19 protein-coding genes and 1 pseudogene are annotated in these 19,055 nt (G+C 43.4%); 6 read left to right on the top strand and 14 right to left on the bottom strand.

Features of this window, described 5'->3' with window-relative positions:
* Positions 1-4: 4 nt before the first annotated feature.
* The 10 genes from HOO90_RS01910 to rsxA form a co-directional block, all read right to left on the bottom strand.
* Positions 5-562 (bottom strand): sigma-70 family RNA polymerase sigma factor, encoded by a 558-nt coding sequence (locus HOO90_RS01910; RefSeq protein WP_292838908.1) that lies wholly within the window; start codon positions 560-562, stop codon positions 5-7.
* Complete coding sequence (locus HOO90_RS01915) at positions 562-1,002, bottom strand: DUF1841 family protein (protein WP_292838910.1); 441 nt, start codon at positions 1,000-1,002, stop codon at positions 562-564. Before HOO90_RS01915 ends, HOO90_RS01910 begins: the two co-directional genes overlap by 1 nt.
* Positions 1,003-1,043: 41 nt before the next feature.
* On the bottom strand, positions 1,044-2,162 hold the full coding sequence (locus HOO90_RS01920) for an FIST C-terminal domain-containing protein (RefSeq protein ID WP_292838912.1): 1,119 nt from the start codon (positions 2,160-2,162) through the stop codon (positions 1,044-1,046).
* 13 nt (positions 2,163-2,175) lie between these two features.
* Positions 2,176-2,823: an endonuclease III gene (gene nth / locus HOO90_RS01925; protein ID WP_292838914.1), complete on the bottom strand. Its 648-nt coding sequence runs from the start codon at positions 2,821-2,823 to the stop codon at positions 2,176-2,178.
* Positions 2,824-2,871: 48 nt separating this feature from the next.
* On the bottom strand, positions 2,872-3,558 hold the full coding sequence (locus HOO90_RS01930; RefSeq protein WP_292838916.1) for an electron transport complex subunit E: 687 nt from the start codon (positions 3,556-3,558) through the stop codon (positions 2,872-2,874).
* A gap of 9 nt (positions 3,559-3,567) precedes the next feature.
* Entirely contained in the window at positions 3,568-4,206 is a 639-nt protein-coding gene (rsxG, locus tag HOO90_RS01935; RefSeq protein ID WP_292838918.1) for an electron transport complex subunit RsxG, read from the bottom strand.
* A 35-nt stretch (positions 4,207-4,241) separates the two neighbouring features.
* On the bottom strand, positions 4,242-5,261 hold the full coding sequence (gene rsxD, locus HOO90_RS01940; RefSeq protein WP_292838920.1) for an electron transport complex subunit RsxD: 1,020 nt from the start codon (positions 5,259-5,261) through the stop codon (positions 4,242-4,244).
* A 125-nt stretch (positions 5,262-5,386) separates the two neighbouring features.
* Positions 5,387-7,294, bottom strand: a complete 1,908-nt coding sequence (gene rsxC / locus HOO90_RS01945; RefSeq protein ID WP_292838922.1) for an electron transport complex subunit RsxC — start codon at positions 7,292-7,294, stop codon at positions 5,387-5,389.
* A gap of 29 nt (positions 7,295-7,323) precedes the next feature.
* The gene (rsxB, locus tag HOO90_RS01950; RefSeq protein ID WP_292838924.1) at positions 7,324-7,911 is read right to left on the bottom strand and encodes an electron transport complex subunit RsxB; all 588 of its coding nucleotides are present in this window, start codon (positions 7,909-7,911) and stop codon (positions 7,324-7,326) included.
* A gap of 29 nt (positions 7,912-7,940) precedes the next feature.
* Entirely contained in the window at positions 7,941-8,534 is a 594-nt protein-coding gene (rsxA, locus tag HOO90_RS01955) for an electron transport complex subunit RsxA (protein ID WP_292838926.1), read from the bottom strand.
* Between the two features lie 301 nt (positions 8,535-8,835).
* On the opposite strand from rsxA, the gene dapA reads away from it, so the two are divergent.
* Genes dapA through HOO90_RS01970 form a run of 3 tightly spaced genes read left to right on the top strand, consistent with a single transcriptional unit; the run spans position 8,836 to position 11,823 of the window.
* Positions 8,836-9,729: a 4-hydroxy-tetrahydrodipicolinate synthase gene (dapA, locus tag HOO90_RS01960; RefSeq protein ID WP_292838928.1), complete on the top strand. Its 894-nt coding sequence runs from the start codon at positions 8,836-8,838 to the stop codon at positions 9,727-9,729.
* Positions 9,730-9,760: 31 nt separating this feature from the next.
* Entirely contained in the window at positions 9,761-11,017 is a 1,257-nt protein-coding gene (bamC, locus tag HOO90_RS01965) for an outer membrane protein assembly factor BamC (RefSeq protein ID WP_292838930.1), read from the top strand.
* A 32-nt stretch (positions 11,018-11,049) separates the two neighbouring features.
* Positions 11,050-11,823, top strand: a complete 774-nt coding sequence (locus HOO90_RS01970; RefSeq protein WP_292838932.1) for an MBL fold metallo-hydrolase — start codon at positions 11,050-11,052, stop codon at positions 11,821-11,823.
* A gap of 116 nt (positions 11,824-11,939) precedes the next feature.
* Here the strand turns inward: HOO90_RS01970 and HOO90_RS01975 are convergent, their stop codons facing one another.
* The 4 genes from HOO90_RS01975 to HOO90_RS01990 all read right to left on the bottom strand — a co-directional run bounded on the left by HOO90_RS01975 (position 11,940) and on the right by HOO90_RS01990 (position 15,032).
* The gene (locus tag HOO90_RS01975) at positions 11,940-12,185 is read right to left on the bottom strand and encodes a hypothetical protein (protein ID WP_292838934.1); all 246 of its coding nucleotides are present in this window, start codon (positions 12,183-12,185) and stop codon (positions 11,940-11,942) included.
* A 191-nt stretch (positions 12,186-12,376) separates the two neighbouring features.
* On the bottom strand, positions 12,377-13,165 hold the full coding sequence (locus HOO90_RS01980) for a secretin N-terminal domain-containing protein (RefSeq protein ID WP_292838936.1): 789 nt from the start codon (positions 13,163-13,165) through the stop codon (positions 12,377-12,379).
* A gap of 128 nt (positions 13,166-13,293) precedes the next feature.
* Entirely contained in the window at positions 13,294-13,800 is a 507-nt protein-coding gene (locus HOO90_RS01985; protein ID WP_292838938.1) for a hypothetical protein, read from the bottom strand.
* Between the two features lie 62 nt (positions 13,801-13,862).
* Positions 13,863-15,032, bottom strand: coding sequence for a cupin domain-containing protein (locus HOO90_RS01990; protein WP_292838940.1), 1,170 nt, complete (start codon positions 15,030-15,032; stop codon positions 13,863-13,865).
* A gap of 141 nt (positions 15,033-15,173) precedes the next feature.
* On the opposite strand from HOO90_RS01990, the gene HOO90_RS01995 reads away from it, so the two are divergent.
* The 3 genes and pseudogenes from HOO90_RS01995 to HOO90_RS02005 all read left to right on the top strand — a co-directional run.
* On the top strand, positions 15,174-17,309 hold the full coding sequence (locus tag HOO90_RS01995; protein WP_292838942.1) for a molybdopterin oxidoreductase family protein: 2,136 nt from the start codon (positions 15,174-15,176) through the stop codon (positions 17,307-17,309).
* Between the two features lie 3 nt (positions 17,310-17,312).
* On the top strand, positions 17,313-18,020 hold the full coding sequence (locus HOO90_RS02000; RefSeq protein ID WP_292838944.1) for a hypothetical protein: 708 nt from the start codon (positions 17,313-17,315) through the stop codon (positions 18,018-18,020).
* Between the two features lie 623 nt (positions 18,021-18,643).
* Positions 18,644-19,055, top strand: a pseudogene (locus tag HOO90_RS02005) (quinone-dependent dihydroorotate dehydrogenase); the annotation flags it as partial.

Raw genomic sequence — 19,055 nt, forward strand, 5'->3', positions numbered from 1 at the left:
GTTGTTACCCAGCTATCCAATTCATTTCTAGACATTTTCTTAATCCCATACGGGCCCGATACAACATCACCCAAGCATTGGTCGCCGTAATCCCCAGTTCCTTACAAATATTTTCATTATCACTCTCATGCACATCACGCATGACAAAAATTGTAGCCAACTTAGCTGGCAATTTGTCGATGCAGCTGCTCAATATCGTCAAAAATTGCTTTTGTTTAAGGATATCTTCGGGCATATCCAATGCCTGTGGCTTTTCAAGCCAATGACCACTTTTATCAAAAAAATCGTCCATGCTGGTGTCCGAGGCATCCAAATCAATTAAATCGGAAAGGGGTTGTTCGCGTATTCGCTTACGCTGAATATCAATAATTTTATGTTTGAGAATAGCTGTGAGCCAAGTTCTGGCTGAAGATTCACCACTAAAACTGTTGTTATTAATGCTGGCCAGCAGGGTTTCTTGCACGGCATCTTCTGCCAACTGTGGGTCGCGTAACCTTGCCAATGCAAAGCGATACAGATAATCACCATGCTCATTCAGCCAAACATTGATATTTTCATTCATTAAGAAAATCCAGCTTTTTGGTTAAGTAAATTCAAATAGTATTCGGAATCCAGAGCTTGATTATTACGTTGTGCCTGCCAAATGGTTTCCGCAAGGCAATCAATCAAATCATGATAGGCAAGGTGGTTATCATGATGTTTGATGCGTAATTTGTCATAAATCTTGCTGATACCGATGGGTTGATTTATGGAGATTTGCTCGATGATCGATAAATGCAAAGTGATATGCAAAAATGGATTAGTTTCACCCATCTCAGGAAAGTACTGTTGATGCATATAGCGTTCAGGCGAGTCGAATACCACCTTATATTCAGGGTGCATCTGAATGACTTCTACCGCGATTTTTTCTAAATCCGTTAGTGCTTGTTGTTGTTTGAACTTTGCCCATGCGTCAAATAAGAATTGACGGGCTTGGTCGCGGCTAGGATTATAAAGACTCATTGGATTAGTTTAGTACGCATTTTTAGCAAAGTGTAAAATTATCAAGAAAGTTTAGAAAATAAGCTAAGTACTGCAGAATAAGACAATAATTGATTTTTACCTGCTACTGAGGCAATCTCGCCATTGCCATAAAATCCAAGTAGCGGCATTTCTGGGAACTGCTTTGTAATAACATTTAAATCATGATCAATACCATCATAAAAAGGTCCGCGGCCCAAGCAGGAAAAAAGCAAGCCAAAATCGGGAAGTGCCTTTAATTGCTCGGTCAATTGTATGGAGGTCAGCAGTAAATCAGATTCTGCAGCAGTTTTATCACGCACTCCCCAGCATAAGTACTGATTTGCTTTTAGTGCCTGTGCAAGTGTAATGCTGTCATTTTCTTCATTAAAGCTTATCACGCTGGTTTGCTCGAATTCACCGTTTAGAATAGCTTCTGCACTGTCAGCATAAGTCGCCATGACCAGATGGGAAGGTAGCGGTACTTCATTCTTTCCAGAGCGGTTTCCCTTGCTGCTTGCGGAGGCTTTACCATGTGTGTTCCAAGCTTTTTTTAAGGCTAAATAAGCGGCTTGATTGCCGACTAATTCAACATCATACCCGTTGGCTTGCTGGATTTTTTTTGGTTTAGTCAGAAATTTTAAGCCATGCGACGCTTTTGAGACTAATTTAGTACCTTTAATAAAAGCTTCAATGTGCCCGGTACTTTCGCCTTTAGCGTTTTTCCATACCGAAAATGGCCCATGTCCCACGGCGTCGCCTGATACGCCTCCATAGCGTACTTGTCCATCTTGCAGCCAATCGTTATTGAGTGCATTTGGTGCTGTGAGCGTTAAAAGTGGCTGAGAGGCGTGATTTAAATCAGCCTGTTGAATGCTTACCTCACCTCCAAATACCATGACGGCTGCCGCTGGACTATCCAATACCCAGTCATCTTCGGTAAAAATTCCGCTAGCAGAGCAACCAAATACTTGCGTGCAGTTCGCGGCTTTTGCCGCAGCAAGGATGGCGGGCTGTGGGTCGCTAGCGAATTCTGAACTGAGTAGAAGTAATACGCTGTTAGCAATCGTGATTCCTGCCTTATCCATGGCTTGCAAGGCGGCTTGTGACGCAAGTGCTGAATCTGCTTGCTTACCAATGGCGATGCTGGTGGCGACTTTCATATTTTTCTTATATTTAAACCGTGACCGTATGAAATTCTTTTGCCCCGTATTCACATAAATCCGCAATGCAACATTCTGCGCATTTAGGCTTACGTGCTGTGCAGGTGTAGCGTCCATGCAAAATCAGTAAATGATGCGCGTCCTGTAGAAATTCTGCTGGTATGGATTTTAGATATTTCATTTCCACCTCTAGAACAGTTTTGCCGGTCGCAAGCTTAATGCGATTTCCCAAGCGAAATAAATGGGTATCTACTGCAATGGTGGCCTCCCCAAATGCCGTATTTAAAATAACATTGGCCGTTTTTCTTCCTACACCTGGAAGAGCTTCTAGTGCTTTGCGGTTGTTTGGCACCTGCGATTGATGCAAGGAAATTAATATTTCACAAGTCGCCAGAACGTTTTTTGCTTTAGAGTGGTAGAGGCCAATTGTACGTATGTATTCTTCTAATTCATCTAATCCTAATGCCAATATACTTTCTGGCGTATTTGCGACGGTAAAGAGTCGATCGGTGGCAAGGTTTACACTTTTGTCCGTTGCCTGCGCAGATAATATTACCGCAATCAGCAGTTCAAAGGTATTGCGATGCTTGAGCTCGGTGGTGGGGTTCGGAATTGCAAGGCTTAAGCGTTTGAAAATTTCAAAGCGTTTTTTTGCATTCATGCTAAGCGCCCAAGGCTTGCAAAGGTTTGTGCAATATAGGTCAAAGGACTAATGATCTAATGCGGGCTTCAATTGGGGTGTGGAAATATTAGTTTTTGATGCCTTTCTAATTTCAACCCAATTGCGTAATGCAATCAACGTACCTAAGCCTAAAAATGCACCTGGCGGTAAAACGGCCAATAAAAATCCGTGGTAATCAGGAATAATCGTCAGTACAAACTGTTTGGCGGCAGGTCCAAAAGCAAGATCTAATCCAGTAAACAATGTGCCTTTGCCTATGATTTCGCGCATGCCGCCGAGTAAGCCTAAAACCAGCGTTAGGCCAATACCCATCATAAAACCGTCCAGTATGGATGGCACGGGTGAGTTTTTGGCGGCAAATGATTCGACTCTAGCTAACACAATGCAATTCACTACAATAAGCGGAATAAAAATCCCCAAGACCTTATGTAATGGATGTGCAAAGGCGTTAATGGATAAATCAATGACGGTCACCAGAGCGGCAATCACTAATATAAACACTGGTACGCGAATTTCACTGGGGATAAATCTACGCACTGGCGAAACCGCGCCATTGGAGGCGGCCATAACTAATGCTGTAGCCAAGCCCAGACTCAACCCATTTACCGCTGTTGTGGTTACTGCCAGTGTCGGGCATAGCCCTAATAGCTGAACTACACCTGGATTCTGTTTCCAAAGTCCATTAACTGTAATTTCCTTATATAAATTGCTCATGAATGTTCCTTAAACGGCTTCGCCAGTAACAGAAAAAAGCGTTTGTTTATTCGTTTCAAAATACTGCAAAGCTTTTAACACAGCCTTAACTACCGCGCGCGGTGTAATGGTTGCGCCCACCATGTAGTCAAACTTGCCACCATCTTTCTTAACTTGCCATTGTTGCGTTGGTGTTTTATGGACAGATTCATCATTAAATAGTTTTATCCAATTGCCGTGCGCAATGTCAATATAATCACCTAGGCCAGGGGTTTCCTTGTGTGTTAGAACGCGTACGCCGCTAATTGAGCCATCTGCACGTATTGCAATTAACAGCTTGATATCACCGCTATAGCCATCATGAGCAATCGCTTCCAAAATCACACCAGCCGTTTTTTGGTTGAGTTTGGCAACATTAGCCACTGTTGGTAAATAATTGCCTAATAATTCATTTGGTGCAATTTCAATGGCTTCATTTAATAAATCATTATCGTAGGTGCTTTCAGGCAAAATTTGTTTAAACAAGGCCAAACGGGCCTCTTTCTCACTCGCTTCAATCGGCGCACGTGTGATTTTAAAGATGAAAGCCAGTAATAGCGTACCGATAAAGGCAAAAGCAATCATCGTGACAGCAGTTTTTACCGTGTGTTTTAGTATGGTTTCAGGCATGTTTGTCTAGTGTTTAAATTAGTCTTGTGTCTAGCTTATTTTTCGTGCCCAAACACTCGTGGTTGAGTGTAGGCATCAATCAGCGGTACGCACATATTCATCAGCAGTACTGCAAATGCAACACCGTCTGGATAGCCTCCATAGACGCGAATTAAATACGTGAGTACGCCAATGCCAGTTGCAAAATAAAGCTTGCCTTTGGGCGTTGTGGGCCCGCTAATTGGGTCGGTGATGATAAAGAAGGCACACAATAAAGATGCTCCACTCATCAGGTGAAAAAGTGGGTTGGCAAAATGTGTAGGATCACCCACATAAAACAGAAGTGAGATGGTTGCTAGCGCTACTAGAAAGGCTGTGGGCAGGTGCCAACTAATAATACGTTGTTGCAGTAAATACAAGCCACCTAGTAAGTAGGCGCCAGTGACAATTTCGCCGCCTTTTGCACCATAGGCACCGAATATGGGTGCTTGTGTAATGCTCGAAACTTCATGTTTGAGCATTAATTGTGTTTTCAAATAATCTAGGGGCGTGGCTGAGGTGATGGCATCAACTTTAATCCCATTCGGAAGTGCGTGACTGAAAATGAAATTTAATTGATCAACAAAGCCAAGCGGATGCTCAGCCAATATTAGTGGTGCGGGCCATTTGGTCATAATAGTCGGAAATGAAATCAGCAATACCGCATAGCCGACCATTGCGGGGTTGAACGGGTTGTAACCTAGTCCGCCATAAAGTTGCTTGGCGATGACGATAGCAAAGAAAGTGCCAACCACAACCAACCACCAAGGAGCTAAAGGCGGTAAGGCCAACGCCAATAACCATGCAGTTACCACAGCACTCATGTCCATTAAATATGGTTTTATTGGGCGTTGACGAATTTTCAGTAAGGCTGCTTCAGCAATTAAAGCCGTCGTGGTGGCAATTGACAGGGACACTAAAATCCCGCCACCGTAAATCCAAGTGTAAGCAATAATGCCAGGCATCAACGCCAGCAACACTTTAAGCATGATTGTGCTTACGGTAGGAGCGTCAGTAATGTAGGGGGAGCGATTCAATGGCGATTCCTAATGTTTAGTCATTGGCTTTTTGGACAACATCGGCCAGATGTTTGCCCAAATACCAGTAGTAAAAGAATTCGACAAGTTGGGCTTAAAGTTTTTTACTATTAACAAGTACATATTTATTTGTCCTTAATGCCAACTTCTTCTCGAATAGCGTTAATTTTCGAGATTTCCTCTTGAACGGCTGGGCTGGCATTGTCTACATTTTTTGGACTTAATCCCGCCTGAGTAGCCGCTAGTTTCTGGGCTTTTGCGCGTTCAATCGCAGCGGCGATGAGCGCCTGTTTATCTGCTTTAGCTTTTAATTCTGCGGCTTCTGTTTCGGGTGTTTTAGAAATTTCAGGAGAAGTTGCTTTTTCTACTGGCGTGCCTGTCGCATTGGCTGAAGCTAATTTTTGCGCTTTTGCGCGGGCAATAGCAGCCGCTATGGCTGCTTGCTTGTCTGTTGCGGTAGCCGTATTAGTTTCAGCTTTAGACTCAGTTTCTTGCCTAGAGCTTGTTATCTCTACGCCAGTTTCAGTGGCGGCGCCATCAGCTAGTTTAGCTTCTGTTTTTCCAGCTTGCGCGCGTTCTGCATGTTTTTGAGCGCGCTCCAATTTTTCACGCTCAATACGTGCGATTCTAAAGTCGTTGCGTTCGCGGGCCAGGTCAGCCGCTTCTTTGGCTTTATCCGCGGCAATAATCTCACTTTTAGCATAACGATAATATTGCACCAATGGAATGTCGCTTGGGCATACATAGCTACAACAACCGCATTCGATGCAATCAAATAAATTATAGTCACGTGCTTTTTCAAAGTTATCTGACTTTGAAAACCAATAGAGTTCTTGTGGTTGCAAATTGACAGGACAAGCCTCTGCGCAGCGTGCGCAGCGTATGCAAGGCATGGCGGGTGGAGCTGCAGGGAACAATTTAGGCGTTGCGGCGATAATGCAGTTGGCCGCTTTGGTAATGGGGACTTGTGCATTGGGTAAATCAAAACCCATCATCGGACCGCCCATAATGAAATGCGTGGTGTCCGCTTTCGCACCGCCAGCGGCTGTGATCAGTGTTTGTAATGGTGTACCGAACAGCACTTCAAAATTCTGCGGTGTTTCAACGTTGCCCGTAATGGTTACCACGCGGCCTACAGAAGGTTCACCAAACTCAAAATAACGATAAATCGCTAATACTGTCGCGATATTGAAGACCTGTATGCCAACGTCCGTCGAACGCTTGTCATTGGGGATTTCTACATTTAGCAACAAATGAATCAAACGGCGGGCATCGCCACTTGGGTAAAGAGTAGGGACAACTTTTACTGAAACGGCCTTGCTTTGGCATGCCGCAGTCATTGTACTGGCCGCTTGCGGCTTGTTATCTTCAATGCCAATGACGCATTTTTCTGCACCGAGTAGATAATTTACAATTTCAATGCCCTTGATGATTTCGTCTGCGCGTTCACGCATGAGCATGTCATCGCAGGTGATATAAGGTTCGCACTCAGCCGCGTTAATGACTAGTGTGTGGACGTTGGATTTGCCACTAGCGCCTAACTTAATGTGTGTGGGAAAAGTCGCGCCGCCCAGACCCACAATCCCCGATGCACGTAAACTTTCTACCAATGTTTTTTTATCGGTATGCCGCCAGTCAATCGGCTGCAATTGACCCCAAGTGTCTTTGCAGTCTGGCACCAAGGTGATGCACATGTCAGGCAAGCCAGAAGGGTGAGGAATTACTTGCTCATTGATAGCCGTAATAGTGCCAGAAGTGGGGGCATGAATCGCCGCGGAAACGGAACCCTCAGCCTCAGCAAGCATTTGACCTTTTAAAACGTGGTCACCTGGTTTTACCAAAATTTTAGGGATGTAGCCAACATGTTGACGTAAAGGCAGCACAAGGTTTTTTGGAATGGCAAGTTTCGCGATTGGACGCGCTGTAGATTCCGCTTTGTGGTCGTGCGGGTGCACGCCACCATTGAACTTGTAGACATCCTTAAGCGAGGTGCCACGAATTAAATTACTTGCGAAATTGATAATTGCCTTCATGTTTGAGTCGTTATTATTGTTTCTACCATCTAGTTGGTTTTGTTTGAATTGCTACTATTGGCTGCAAAAGGTACCGCCATGATGGGGATTACTGGGTATTTCCATTTCCAGTTATCGGGGTTTTCAGCAATGGGAATCATGGAAATACAATCGACTGGGCAAGGTGCCACGCACAGCTCGCAGCCTGTGCACTCCGATGCAATAATGGTATGCATGTGTTTTGCTGCGCCTAAAATGGCATCTACTGGACATGCTTGTATGCATAATGTGCAACCGATGCAGACGGGCTCATCGATAAAAGCAACGGATTTTGGTTTTGGTAGGCCATGTTCAGCGTTCAGTGGTTTATATTCAACCCCCATTAAATCTGCCAATGCGCGAGCGCCTGCATCGCCACCAGGTGGGCATTGATTGATATCGGCTTCCCCCGCCGCTATTGCGGTAGCATAAGGTTTGCAACCCGGATACCCGCACTGTCCGCACTGAGTTTGTGGCAATATAGCGTCGATGCGCGCGATTAATGGATCGCCTTCTACTTTAAAAAGTAAAGCAGCAATACCTAGCAGCACACCAAGAACAAGTGCTAGGCCAAGCATGATATAAAGCGCAGTTAACATGTTTTTATCATTTAGCTAAAGGGTTTTGGCTAGTATTTGTCGAGTCCGGCAAAACCCATGAAGGCCAGACTCATGAGTGCTGCAGTGACCATGGCAATAGCCGAGCCTCTCAGTGTAACAGGCACATCAGCTGCTTCTAAACGCTCACGCATGGAGGCAAATAGAATCAATACCAGCGAAAAGCCGATTGCCCCACCTAATCCGAAGAAGAGTGATTCAGCAAAGCTATGGCTTGCTTGCGCATTTAATAAGGGGATGCCTAATACGGCGCAATTGGTAGTAATAAGCGGCAAAAATATACCTAGCCCTTGATAGAGTGGTGGAAAGTTTTTTTCCATGACCATTTCGGTTAGTTGCACCACGCCTGCGATAATCACTATGAACGAGAGTGTGCGTAGGTATTGCAAACCATTTGGTTCTAGCAGATATTGATTGATACCCCAACTGGTCATCGAACCGATACTTAGGACGAACGCAGTAGCACCAGCCATGCCGATAGAGGCTTCTAATTTTTTAGAAACGCCCATGAACGGGCAAAGCCCCAAAATTTTGACCAATACAATGTTATTCACAAGCACTGTGCCGATTAAAATCATAATGTAATGATGGAAATCTATTGTCATGGTAAATGTCTGAAGCATTGCCTTGGATTATACCGCGCATCGTCTTTGCTAAATCAATCAAAGGCTTACTAAGTCAAGCTAGGACGCTTAATATAATGGTAAGTTTTAGCCTTGGCAAAGTATATGTAATTATACCTATATAACGAGAGTGAATACCTAATATTCACCAATGAATTTATAGTTGCATGAATTTTTTCATGCAGATTGATATGAAGATTACCAGAAAGATTACTTGGATAAACTGTATATTTACCAAGCTTTTAAGTTAAAATAATCGATTATCAATCGTTTTAGGTAAGCTATGTCGCAAGGTGGTTTTGTTGCTCAAGGCAGTTTAGTGGCTATCGTCACGCCGATGTTTGAAGACGGTAGTTTAGATATTCCCGCCTTAAATGCGTTGATTGATTTTCATATAGCAGAAGGTACTGACGGTATTGTGATTGTTGGTACTACAGGTGAGTCGCCAACTGTTGATTTTGATGAACATTGTCTGTTAATTAAAACGGCGGTTGCACAGGTAAATGGTCGTGTTCCAGTGATTGCAGGAACAGGTGCGAATTCAACGAAAGAGGCGATCGCGCTTACGCAAAAGGCTAAAGAATTAGGCGTAGATGCCTGTTTGCTCGTTGCGCCCTATTATAATAAACCTACGCAAGAAGGCTTGTATCAGCATTTTAAGGCGGTAGCAGATGCAGTGGATATTCCGCAGATTCTTTACAATGTACCCGGTCGTACTGGCTGTGATATAACGAATGAGACGACGCTAAGATTGGTCACACATCGTAATGTTGTGGGAATAAAAGATGCGACGGGTGGTATAGAACGCGGTACAGATTTAATTTTACGTGCGCCCAAAGATTTTGCAGTGTTAAGTGGTGACGACGCTACAGCGGTGTCATTAATGTTACTGGGTGGCAAAGGGGTGATTACTGTCACGGGTAATGTTGCACCAAAACTGATGCACGAGATGTGTGTTGCCGCAGTTGCAGGTGATGCAATAACAGCGCGCTCACTGAATGCCAAGCTTTTTCAGCTTCATCAAAAATTATTTGTTGAAGCTAACCCAATTCCAGTTAAATGGCTATTGGTGCAAATGGGCTTGATTCAGGCAGGTATTCGATTGCCGATGGTGCCGTTATCACCGCAATATCATGATGTATTGCGAAGTGCGGCTCAACAGGCCAGTATTTTATAATGAAAGAATGTTGTTCTTTGAAGAGGTTTGAATGAAACAAATAAATATTAAGCACACCGCTATTTACCTGTTGATTGCAGTCAGTTTGGCTGGTTGTGAGTCAATCCCATTTATCAATAACACGTCTGACTATAAAGGTGCAGGACGTTCTAAGCCACTAGAGGTGCCGCCTGATTTGACAGCAAGTCCAGTGAGTGAGGCTTATTCAATCCCAGGCAGCACGAGTTATTCTACCTACAGCCAAGGACAAGAAAATCAAGAAGCTGCGGTAGAAAAAGTATTGGCCACACCTGAAGGCGTGCGCTTAGAGCGAGCCGGTGCGCAGCGTTGGTTAGTCGTGAATGCCCCAGCAGAAAAAATTTGGCCAGTAATTCGTGAGTTTTGGGCAGATCAAGGATTTGCGGTTCGTTCAGAAAATGCTCAACTTGGCGTTATGGAAACTGAGTGGATTGATGCTGAGGCTATTAAAAAAGATGAAACGGGTAATTTAGGCGATAAATTCGATAAATGGCTCGATAAACTTTCTGGTTTTGCCGATAAGAAAAAATTTCGCACACGTTTAGACCACGGCAATGAGCCGAATACCACTGAGATTTACATGACGCACCGTTCTGTATCGGGTGCGCCAGATGACGGTAAAAATAAAGTTGTCACGCAATTGGGTGAAATTGACACAGGTTATCGTTTAGATGCTAAAAAAGTGGTAGAGGCTGATGCGCGGGATGCGGAATTGGATAATGAGCTATTACGTCGTTTGATGGTGAAACTTGGCGTGGAAGAACAAAAGTCTAAATCTATCATTGCTTCAGCAGTGACTTTAAAACGAGCTGAAGTGGTAAAAGAAACCGACGGTAGTGCAACGTTGTTGCTGAATGATCCGTTTGATCGTGCATGGCGCCGCGTTGGTTTGGCACTCGATAGAATTGGTTTTGTGATTGAAGATAAAGACCGCTCTACTGGAATATTCTTTGTGCGATACGCGGATGTCGATATTGACGATACCCCTAAGAAAAAGAAAGGTCTTTTGGAAAGCTTGAAATTCTGGGGCAATGATGATGAGAAAAAAGAAGTGGCTACTGAAAAAGAAGATAAAAGCATGGTCGAAAAATTAAAATTCTGGGGCAAAGACGATAAACAAAAGACCAACCCAGAAAAACAATATCGCATCAAAGTATCTGATGGTGCAAAAGACGGTGCTACAGTCACCGTGGTTGATAAGGAAGGCGCAAGAGTCAGCACGACGACGGCTAACCGGATTATTGCTTTAATGTATGAGCAATTAAAATAAAACATTGTTTTTAATGCAATCCGATATTACTCATGCGATTTGCTTCGCTCGGTAGCGGCAGTGCTGGCAATGCACTGCTGGTGGAAGTGAATCGCACGAGGGTGATGCTGGATTGTGGTTTTAGTGTGAAAGAAACCTTGGCTAGGCTGGAACGCCTAAATCTAGCGCCTAGTGATTTATCTGGAATTGTCATTACCCACGAGCATGATGATCATGCTGGTGGGGCATTTAAATTTTCTGCTAAGTACAATATACCGGTCTGGCTAACTTACGGCACGCTAAAAATGTCAGCGCGTTATATTCCCTTGCAACATAATCTCCAATTGAATGTCGTGGATAGCCATACTGAGTTTTCAGTGGGGGACATTTTGGTGCAACCATATCCAGTGCCACATGATGCGCGCGAGCCGATGCAGTGTATTTTTTCTGATGGCAGTCGAAAATTGGGTGTACTTACCGACGTGGGTCGTACAACTCCCCACATTGAAGATAGATTGAGTGGTTGTCAGGCATTGGTGCTGGAATGTAATCATGATGCTGGCATGCTACAAACAGGCCCTTATAGCTGGACGCTGAAACAGCGTGTTGGAGGGGATTTGGGCCATTTGGAAAATTTAGATTCTGCCAATCTGTTATCAAAATTAGATAACAGTAAGTTACAACATATACTTGCCGCGCACTTAAGTGCGAAGAACAACACGCCAAAGTTAGCTAAGTCAGCTTTAGCTAAGGTATTAGGTTGTGAACAGGAGTGGGTTGGTATTGCCGATCAGCAGTTGGGTTTTGATTGGCGAGAGCTTTGTTAAAAGCTTAATCACGACGCTATGTTATTTCATAGTAAAGCTATTTACTATGAAAAAATACGATAAAAATAAAAAAGCCGACTTTTAGTCGGCTTTTGTTACTTCTTACTAAAGGCTAATTACTTAGCAGCTTCAGCAGGAGCAGCTTCAGCAGCAGGTGCAGCTTCAGCAGGAGCAGCTTCAGCAGCAGGTGCAGCTTCAGCAGCAGGTGCAGCTTCAGCAGGAGCAGCTTCAGCAGCAGGTGCAGCTTCAGCAGGAGCAGCTTCAACAGCAGGTGCAGCTTCAACAGGAGCTTCAGGAGCTTTTTCACCACAAGCAGTAACAGCAAGAGCTAACAATGCAGCAAGTAAAATAGAACGTGTCATTTTTGATTCCTTAAGGTTTATAACTAGTTAAAAAACTTTTTTCGATAACCGCTTAAAAGTTTTATCTAATTAGCTATATCGAGTGCCGCAAATTTTACCAGTTTTTTTTAAAAAAACCAGCCTATTTCAAGGATAAAGCAACAAAATTGCCTAAAAATGTGATTTTTTTACAACATATAATAAATTTTTGGCTATTCAACTAGAATTGAGAGCTGACTATTTTGTGATTGTGAGTTGATGTTTTGTCCTAATATTGCGCGACTCACCTCATCATTCTGTTGCATGGTGCCGCTTAAATCCAGCCATTCTCCTCGAGGAACACGCACAGTTGTGCTGTGTTCTTCAAAATCAATAGTCCCACTTTGGTTAAGTTGTGCAATTCGCGGTGTGATTGTTACCTCAATGACATTTCCTAGAATGCGGGGGCTAACTATAAAGCAAGTGTCAATGTCGATAAACTCCGTTGTTTTCTGTAACTTAGTGTAGTGATGCTTAAGTATTATCCATTCCTGACTAAAAGGTACAGATTGGCCCACACGAATAAACGCTGTTTCACCCTCTATTACACTTATATACTGAAGATTTTTGGTAGTGGAGCTGGATTGACGCTTTTCAATATCTAGCCGAATTTCCTCTTTTGAATTGCCCTTCGAGGGTTGAGGGCGACTGTTACCGGTGATTTCAATATTGCCAAAGCGCTTACGACCGGCAACATTAATGCCACTCTGCTCATTTTGTATTGCACCACTTCGGCTGACAGTGATTTTTAGATTTTGGCGGACTACGTCTAATGCCGCGATAGCCTGTTCGATTTCACGCATTTTTTCAGGGCTGGCACGTACAATTAAATGGTTCTGCATGCCAGTAACAGCGCCATCAGCACCAGCTAAATTTTGTATGGTAGGAATAATCTCTTCTGCAAAGCGGTGCTGTAAGTCAATAATTTTAAATTCTGTTGCAGCAATAGCGCTAAGCGGCAATAATATTGCACCGCATCCTAAATATAGCGCAAGAAGCACACTTTGTTTAAGCAGAAGATATGGTTTAAGTAAACAATATGGTTTAAGCAGATAGTATGATTTTTTTAGCATGAATAAAGATTTTGAATTTATAAGCCAAGCTTGCCAATCGTAATCGCTTCTTTTGTGGCGTCGAGTAACTCTTTAAATCGGGTATTCAGTAAACTTGCCGTAGCCAAGTCGTTTAGGCCGTAGCGAAAACGTGCTTGATCGATATGAATGCGCCTGATGTAGTTTTGGTCGTCTGCCAATATAAAGCAATCTTTAGCATGTTTGGCTGTTTCATTGGTTTCATACACGGTCATTTTATGCCCGTAAGTCGTCAGTAAATTCAATAGTCGCGGACATTTGTTTTGAAAAAAGTCTGTTCCTTGCAAGATAATCGTTAATTGATTGCTGGGGCTTTTGTTTAAAAAAGCACGCAATAATTCATATTTCTGCTTACTTGCAAAATCACCATAACTTAAATCTTGATCAAAAATCAGCAATTCGCGTTGTGCACTCGCCAAAATAATATCAATGGCCTCCGCATAAAGTTTTTCTCCAACGATTAATTGGCCTGGAATTAGCTCGTTACTAATATCTTTATTAATCATCGCGTTAAAGTGCCTTAATTAAGTACAAGCTGCATTTAAATTCAGAAAAAACATCGATTCAACTAAAACTTAAGATAACCCGCAATATACCAATCATAAAGCTGTTTTTGCAATAGGGCATCTGAAATGAGAGTAGCTTCAAGATGACGTTTATCAGCCAATGTTACTAATATATTTTTTGATTCGCCAGTAAAGCTAACGGTTTCTCCATTCAGGTAAAATTTGTCACCAAAAAATAACATTTGGCTTTTTAGATCAAGTGCAATACCAGCGTTAGCAAATTTTTCAGTAAAAGCCCGCAAGGATAATTTTTTATTGGCTTCAAAAATAACGTCAGCCTTAGGCTCAGAAAGATATGACCCTAAAAACTCAGCCACCAACTCATCTGACCATTGAATTTTTTGTAAATTAGCGCTGACTTTAGCAATCATTTCTTTGCCAATTTCAGCTGCGTGTTCTTGTAAACGCAAATCGGCATCTTGATAGATTCCATCCAAAACAATTTGGTCCTGATTCAGTTGATCCTGCATAAAGCCTAAAAACTCAGTCGCTAACTCTTGGTTTTTAGGCGCGCGAAAGCCAATCGAATAAGTCATGCAATCCACGCCGTTATCGGTCACAGCAATACCCCAATGTGCGAGGTGTGGCGGTAAATAGAGTAAGTCGCCAGCTTCAACTAGCCATTCCTGAGTTGTATCAAAATTTTGCAGAATGCGCAAAGGTGCACCTTCCACCAATCTTAAATCGGTTTGCTCACTAATGCGCCACAAGCGTTTTCCCTGGCCTTGTAATAAAAAGACATCATAGCTATCAAAATGTGGGCCTACACCGCCGCCATTAGGCGCGTAGCTCACCATTAAATCATCTAAGCGGGCATGCGGAATAAAATCAAACAACTGTAATAAAGCCGCACCTTTTGGCAGATGATGGTTCACGCTTTGTACAAGCAGTGTCCAATTGTTTTCCTGCGTTGGCTTATCCGTTAACTTAGCAAAGTCGTCATCATTAAAAGGTCCATGGTCTGCAATCCATTTGCCATTTTTATATTTCACTATGCGCGATTGCACCTCATCCTCACAAGCTAAGCCGGCAAGCTCGTTAGGGCTTAATAAGCCCGTGAAATTAGGTATGGCATTTTTAATCAGCAAAGGTTTTTTTTGCCAGTATTCAGCAAGAAACTGCGCTGGCGTAAGGCCGTTAAGCAGATGCAAAGGTTTGTTTTTTGAGTTCATTTAAAAAAATTTGCTTAATAGTTTAGTTGATAATTATGCCATTGCAACGCTATACAGATTGGTATATATTAAGCCAAATATAAAAATAAAATCATATTATTTTAAAAGTTGCCTGACATAATCTTTTGTGGAGAGAGAACTATGAATGCACCAGCTGATAAATCTATAAAAACCTTTCACGGTGGATGCCCGCACGATTGCCCCGATACTTGCAGTATGCAATATCATGTGCAAGATGGTAAGTTGTTGAAGGTCACAGGCAATACCGAGCACCCAATGACGCGCGGCGGTTTATGCGTCAAACTCAAAGATTACGAAAAACGTCATTACCATCCTGACAGACTGCTGTATCCGCTCAAACGCACTGGCGCTAAAGGCAGCAAGCAATTCAAACGCATTACTTGGGATGAAGCGCTTACTGAAATCTCAGCTAAATGGAAAAAAATTATTGCCACTGACGGCCCACACGCCATTATGCCTAACAGCTATTTGGGTAACCAAGGCTTGGTACATGGCTTAAATGGCGGTGATGCATTCTTCAACCGTATGGGTGCTACTGTGTGTGAGCGTACTTTCTGTGGAGAAGGCTCATGTACCGCATGGTTGCTCACTGTTGGGCCAACTGCAGGCGTAGATCCTGAAAGTTTCTCGCATTCCAAATACATTGTGATTTGGGCATGTAATTCAGTGAGCACTAACTTACATCACTGGCACATCATCCATGAAGCGCAGAAAAAAGGCGCTAAAGTTGTGGTGGTCGATTCTTATGCATCAAAAACAGCTAAAGAAGCCGATTGGCATATTGCGCCCAAACCCGGTACGGATGGCGCACTGGCAATGGCGATGATGAACGTGATAATTAGCGAAGGTTTGGTTGATCAAGACTACGTTGATAACTACACCGTAGGCTACAAAGAACTAGCCGAACGCGCTAAAACACGCACCCCAGAATGGGCAGCAGAAATCACAGGTATTCCTGCAGATGATATTCGTAAGTTTGCACGCGAATATGCAACTACACCACCAGCAGCCATTCGCTTAGGTGTTGCGCTAGAGCGCAATTATGGCGGCAGCCAAGCCATTCGTGCGGTGAGTTGTTTGCCTGCGCTTATTGGCGCATGGCGTCATGTGGGCGGCGGCGCGTTGCAATTCCCAGTATGGGAGCACCCTTATAAATTTGATGTGATTTCACGCCCAGATTTAATCCCAGAAGGCACGCCAGTGGTGAATAATCTGCAATTTGGCCGTGCGTTATTGGGTGAGCTCAATTTAAAAACACCGCTTAAATCCGTGATGGTGTGGAACACCAATCCGCTCACCCAAGCGCCTGAGACTGACAAAATTGCCAAAGGATTGGCGAATGAAGATTTATTCTTGGTGGTGGCTGAGCACTTTATGTCTGACACTGCCGCCTACGCCGATATTGTGCTGCCAGCCGCTATGGGCGCCGAGATGGAAGATATGGTGCTGTCATGGGGGCATTTATACCTCACTTACAATGAAAAATGTATAGACCCACCAGGTGAGGCGATTCCTAATAATGAAATTTTTAGACGGTTAGCCAAATTGATGGGCTATGAAGAAGATAACTTTAAATGGAACGACACCGAGTGCCTAGAAAACTACGTGGATTGGGCATCCCCAACCTGCGATGGCATTGATTTAGATTACCTGCGCAAACATGGTTTTGCCCGCTTAAAAGCTTTTGGTGATAAAGATGTGCGCGCCCGTCATGCGAAAGGTGAGTTCCCAACTCCAAGCGGTAAATGCCAGTTGATGGCAGAAGGCGCTAAAAACTTTGTGGCTGGGCCTTTCCGCCAAATGTACGAAGGCTTTCAGCCGGGCGAGGATTTAGACCCATTACCAGATTACGTGGAATCGCGCGAAACAGCCGATACCAACCCAGAATTAGCGGCTAAATACCCGCTCAATATTATTTCGCCTAAGAGTCACGGCTTTTTAAACTCTTGTTATGCCAATGTGGAAGAGAAAATTAAAGGGCAGGGCGAGCAATTTGTGTTGATTAACCAGCTAGATGCCACGGCAAGAAATATTAAAGCGGGGGATGTGGTGAAAGTGTTTAATGGACGTGGTGAATTTTCAGGTGTCGCTAAAATTTCTGATGATGTAAATGCGGGGATTGTGGTGGCAACGCTTGGTTATTGGCGGCAGTTGAACAATGGCACGGTGAATTGTATTAGTTCAGCGGAGTTTGGCGATATGGGGCATTCGACGACGTTTAGTGATAATTTGGTAGAAGTGGCGTTAAGCTCATAAAATATGGAAATTTTAGAACTTATTATAAAATGGACTAATGACAACTCAGGATTTATATCAGTACTTATATTTTTTGTAACTATATTTCTTGGTTGGGTTAGTGGGGTTTTTAGAGCAATCTTACGTAGACCCAAAATTGAAATTTCTATATCCCAGCCAAGTTTCTTTTGCAATTTTGATTTAGGCCGTAAGAAAGAAGGGAATTCAACTCATAGAACAGCAGCAGTAGTTTATGTGACAATTACAAACTCAGGGTCTGCACCAACAACAATAAAAGATATTCAACTTGGTTATCATAACTATTCTTTTAAGTTTACCTTTTTTTGGTTTTGGCTAAGCTCAGTACCTTCCTTACGCGATTTTGGCCATACGGTAGGAGAAAATTTAAGGGTATTTCCATTTTTCTTTCAGCGGAGCATGTTGATGAATTCCGTGGGTAAAACATATTTGCTAGAGGCTCAACGGGAAACAGGTATTGTATATTTTGAGCAAGAAGAGAGCTGGGGTAGTTTTAAGCCTAGAGTTAAGAATGGAAATGTTAAAATTAAGCTAAAAGCTCATTACGTTAATGGGTTGGTAACATCTAAAACTTATTTGGTACCGATGCATGATTTAGCTCACGCAAGAAAATTTTCCCCAGAGTTCGGAAATACACTAGAAAAGATGCATGGCTCAGAGTTGGAAGATTGGAATTATTTTTATAAAGAGTAAGCAATAACTGGAAGACATTGCGCCGTATGTAAGTGGTCGCTCTCGCGCGACTAGCGAGTTTCTTTCTTTTGCTTAGCCAAAAGAAAGAAACCAAAGAAAAGGCTACCCCCTACCGCTTGTTTCCTGAAATTTATCTTATTTTGAGACGGCAAGCGGAAACTCGCTTCGCTCAAACAGCCGCTTACCGACATCCTCTCAAAACAAAATAAATCTCAGGCGCGGTAGCAGGGGATTTAAATTCAAAACCAACGAGTGGAGGTTTTGTATTAAAAGCTTAGCGGTGCGATGTTCCAACTTTCCCCTTTGCACTACGCTGAGCAACGCAGACATAAAGGTGTATTCAGCAAGCGGCTGTTTGAGCCATAGGCGAGTTTCCGATTGCTGCCTTTATGTTGAGTAGCGCAAGGCAGCCGTAGGCCGTGGTGTTGGGGTGCCGCTTTCTTTGGTTACTTTTGGCGCCAAGGTCGCTGTGCAACAGCGGTCACTTGGCGGACATGCCAAGCACTGGTACTTTTTAGGCATTTAAAAGAAAGTGACTAGCTGTCGGGCTACCCCCGACACATGACTTCGCAACAATGAAGTTTCAATTTTGGCTAACCTATAGAATGAAGTAAAATCACGGTATGAATATTTACTCTCTTGCAAGTCCACTCCTATTTCAGTTTGATGCTGAAGCCTCTCATGACTTTACTTTAAAAAGCTTAAAAACCGCTGAGCGCTTGGGCGTTTTAAAGTTGTATCCTGCACCGCCTGTTTGCCGCCCTCGGCAGGTGATGGGAATTACGTTTCCGAATCCAGTCGGTTTGGCTGCTGGTTTGGATAAGAACGCAACGGTGATTGATGGTATGGCGGCTTTAGGCTTTGGTTTTATTGAAGTGGGTACCGTCACACCGCGCCCACAACCTGGCAACCCTAAGCCGCGCTTATTCCGCGTGAGAGAAGCACAGGGCATTGTGAACCGCTTTGGTTTTAATAATTTGGGCGTCGATAATTTAATCGAGAACGTAAAAGCCGCTAAATTCAAAGGCGTGTTGG

Origin of the sequence: Methylotenera sp., assembly GCF_013141425.1 — a bacterium.
In the GTDB taxonomy this organism is placed as follows: domain Bacteria; phylum Pseudomonadota; class Gammaproteobacteria; order Burkholderiales; family Methylophilaceae; genus Methylotenera.

Coding starts and splice junctions, on each gene's coding strand:
- HOO90_RS01910 (WP_292838908.1), bottom strand. CDS start 562: ATGAATGAAAATATCAATGTTTGGCTGAATGAGCATGGTGATTATCTG.
- HOO90_RS01915 (WP_292838910.1), bottom strand. CDS start 1,002: ATGAGTCTTTATAATCCTAGCCGCGACCAAGCCCGTCAATTCTTATTT.
- HOO90_RS01920 (WP_292838912.1), bottom strand. CDS start 2,162: ATGAAAGTCGCCACCAGCATCGCCATTGGTAAGCAAGCAGATTCAGCA.
- nth (WP_292838914.1), bottom strand. CDS start 2,823: ATGAATGCAAAAAAACGCTTTGAAATTTTCAAACGCTTAAGCCTTGCA.
- HOO90_RS01930 (WP_292838916.1), bottom strand. CDS start 3,558: ATGAGCAATTTATATAAGGAAATTACAGTTAATGGACTTTGGAAACAG.
- rsxG (WP_292838918.1), bottom strand. CDS start 4,206: ATGCCTGAAACCATACTAAAACACACGGTAAAAACTGCTGTCACGATG.
- rsxC (WP_292838922.1), bottom strand. CDS start 7,294: ATGAAGGCAATTATCAATTTCGCAAGTAATTTAATTCGTGGCACCTCG.
- rsxB (WP_292838924.1), bottom strand. CDS start 7,911: ATGTTAACTGCGCTTTATATCATGCTTGGCCTAGCACTTGTTCTTGGT.
- rsxA (WP_292838926.1), bottom strand. CDS start 8,534: ATGACAATAGATTTCCATCATTACATTATGATTTTAATCGGCACAGTG.
- dapA (WP_292838928.1), top strand. CDS start 8,836: ATGTCGCAAGGTGGTTTTGTTGCTCAAGGCAGTTTAGTGGCTATCGTC.
- bamC (WP_292838930.1), top strand. CDS start 9,761: ATGAAACAAATAAATATTAAGCACACCGCTATTTACCTGTTGATTGCA.
- HOO90_RS01970 (WP_292838932.1), top strand. CDS start 11,050: ATGCGATTTGCTTCGCTCGGTAGCGGCAGTGCTGGCAATGCACTGCTG.
- HOO90_RS01975 (WP_292838934.1), bottom strand. CDS start 12,185: ATGACACGTTCTATTTTACTTGCTGCATTGTTAGCTCTTGCTGTTACT.
- HOO90_RS01985 (WP_292838938.1), bottom strand. CDS start 13,800: ATGATTAATAAAGATATTAGTAACGAGCTAATTCCAGGCCAATTAATC.
- HOO90_RS01990 (WP_292838940.1), bottom strand. CDS start 15,032: ATGAACTCAAAAAACAAACCTTTGCATCTGCTTAACGGCCTTACGCCA.
- HOO90_RS01995 (WP_292838942.1), top strand. CDS start 15,174: ATGAATGCACCAGCTGATAAATCTATAAAAACCTTTCACGGTGGATGC.
- HOO90_RS02000 (WP_292838944.1), top strand. CDS start 17,313: ATGGAAATTTTAGAACTTATTATAAAATGGACTAATGACAACTCAGGA.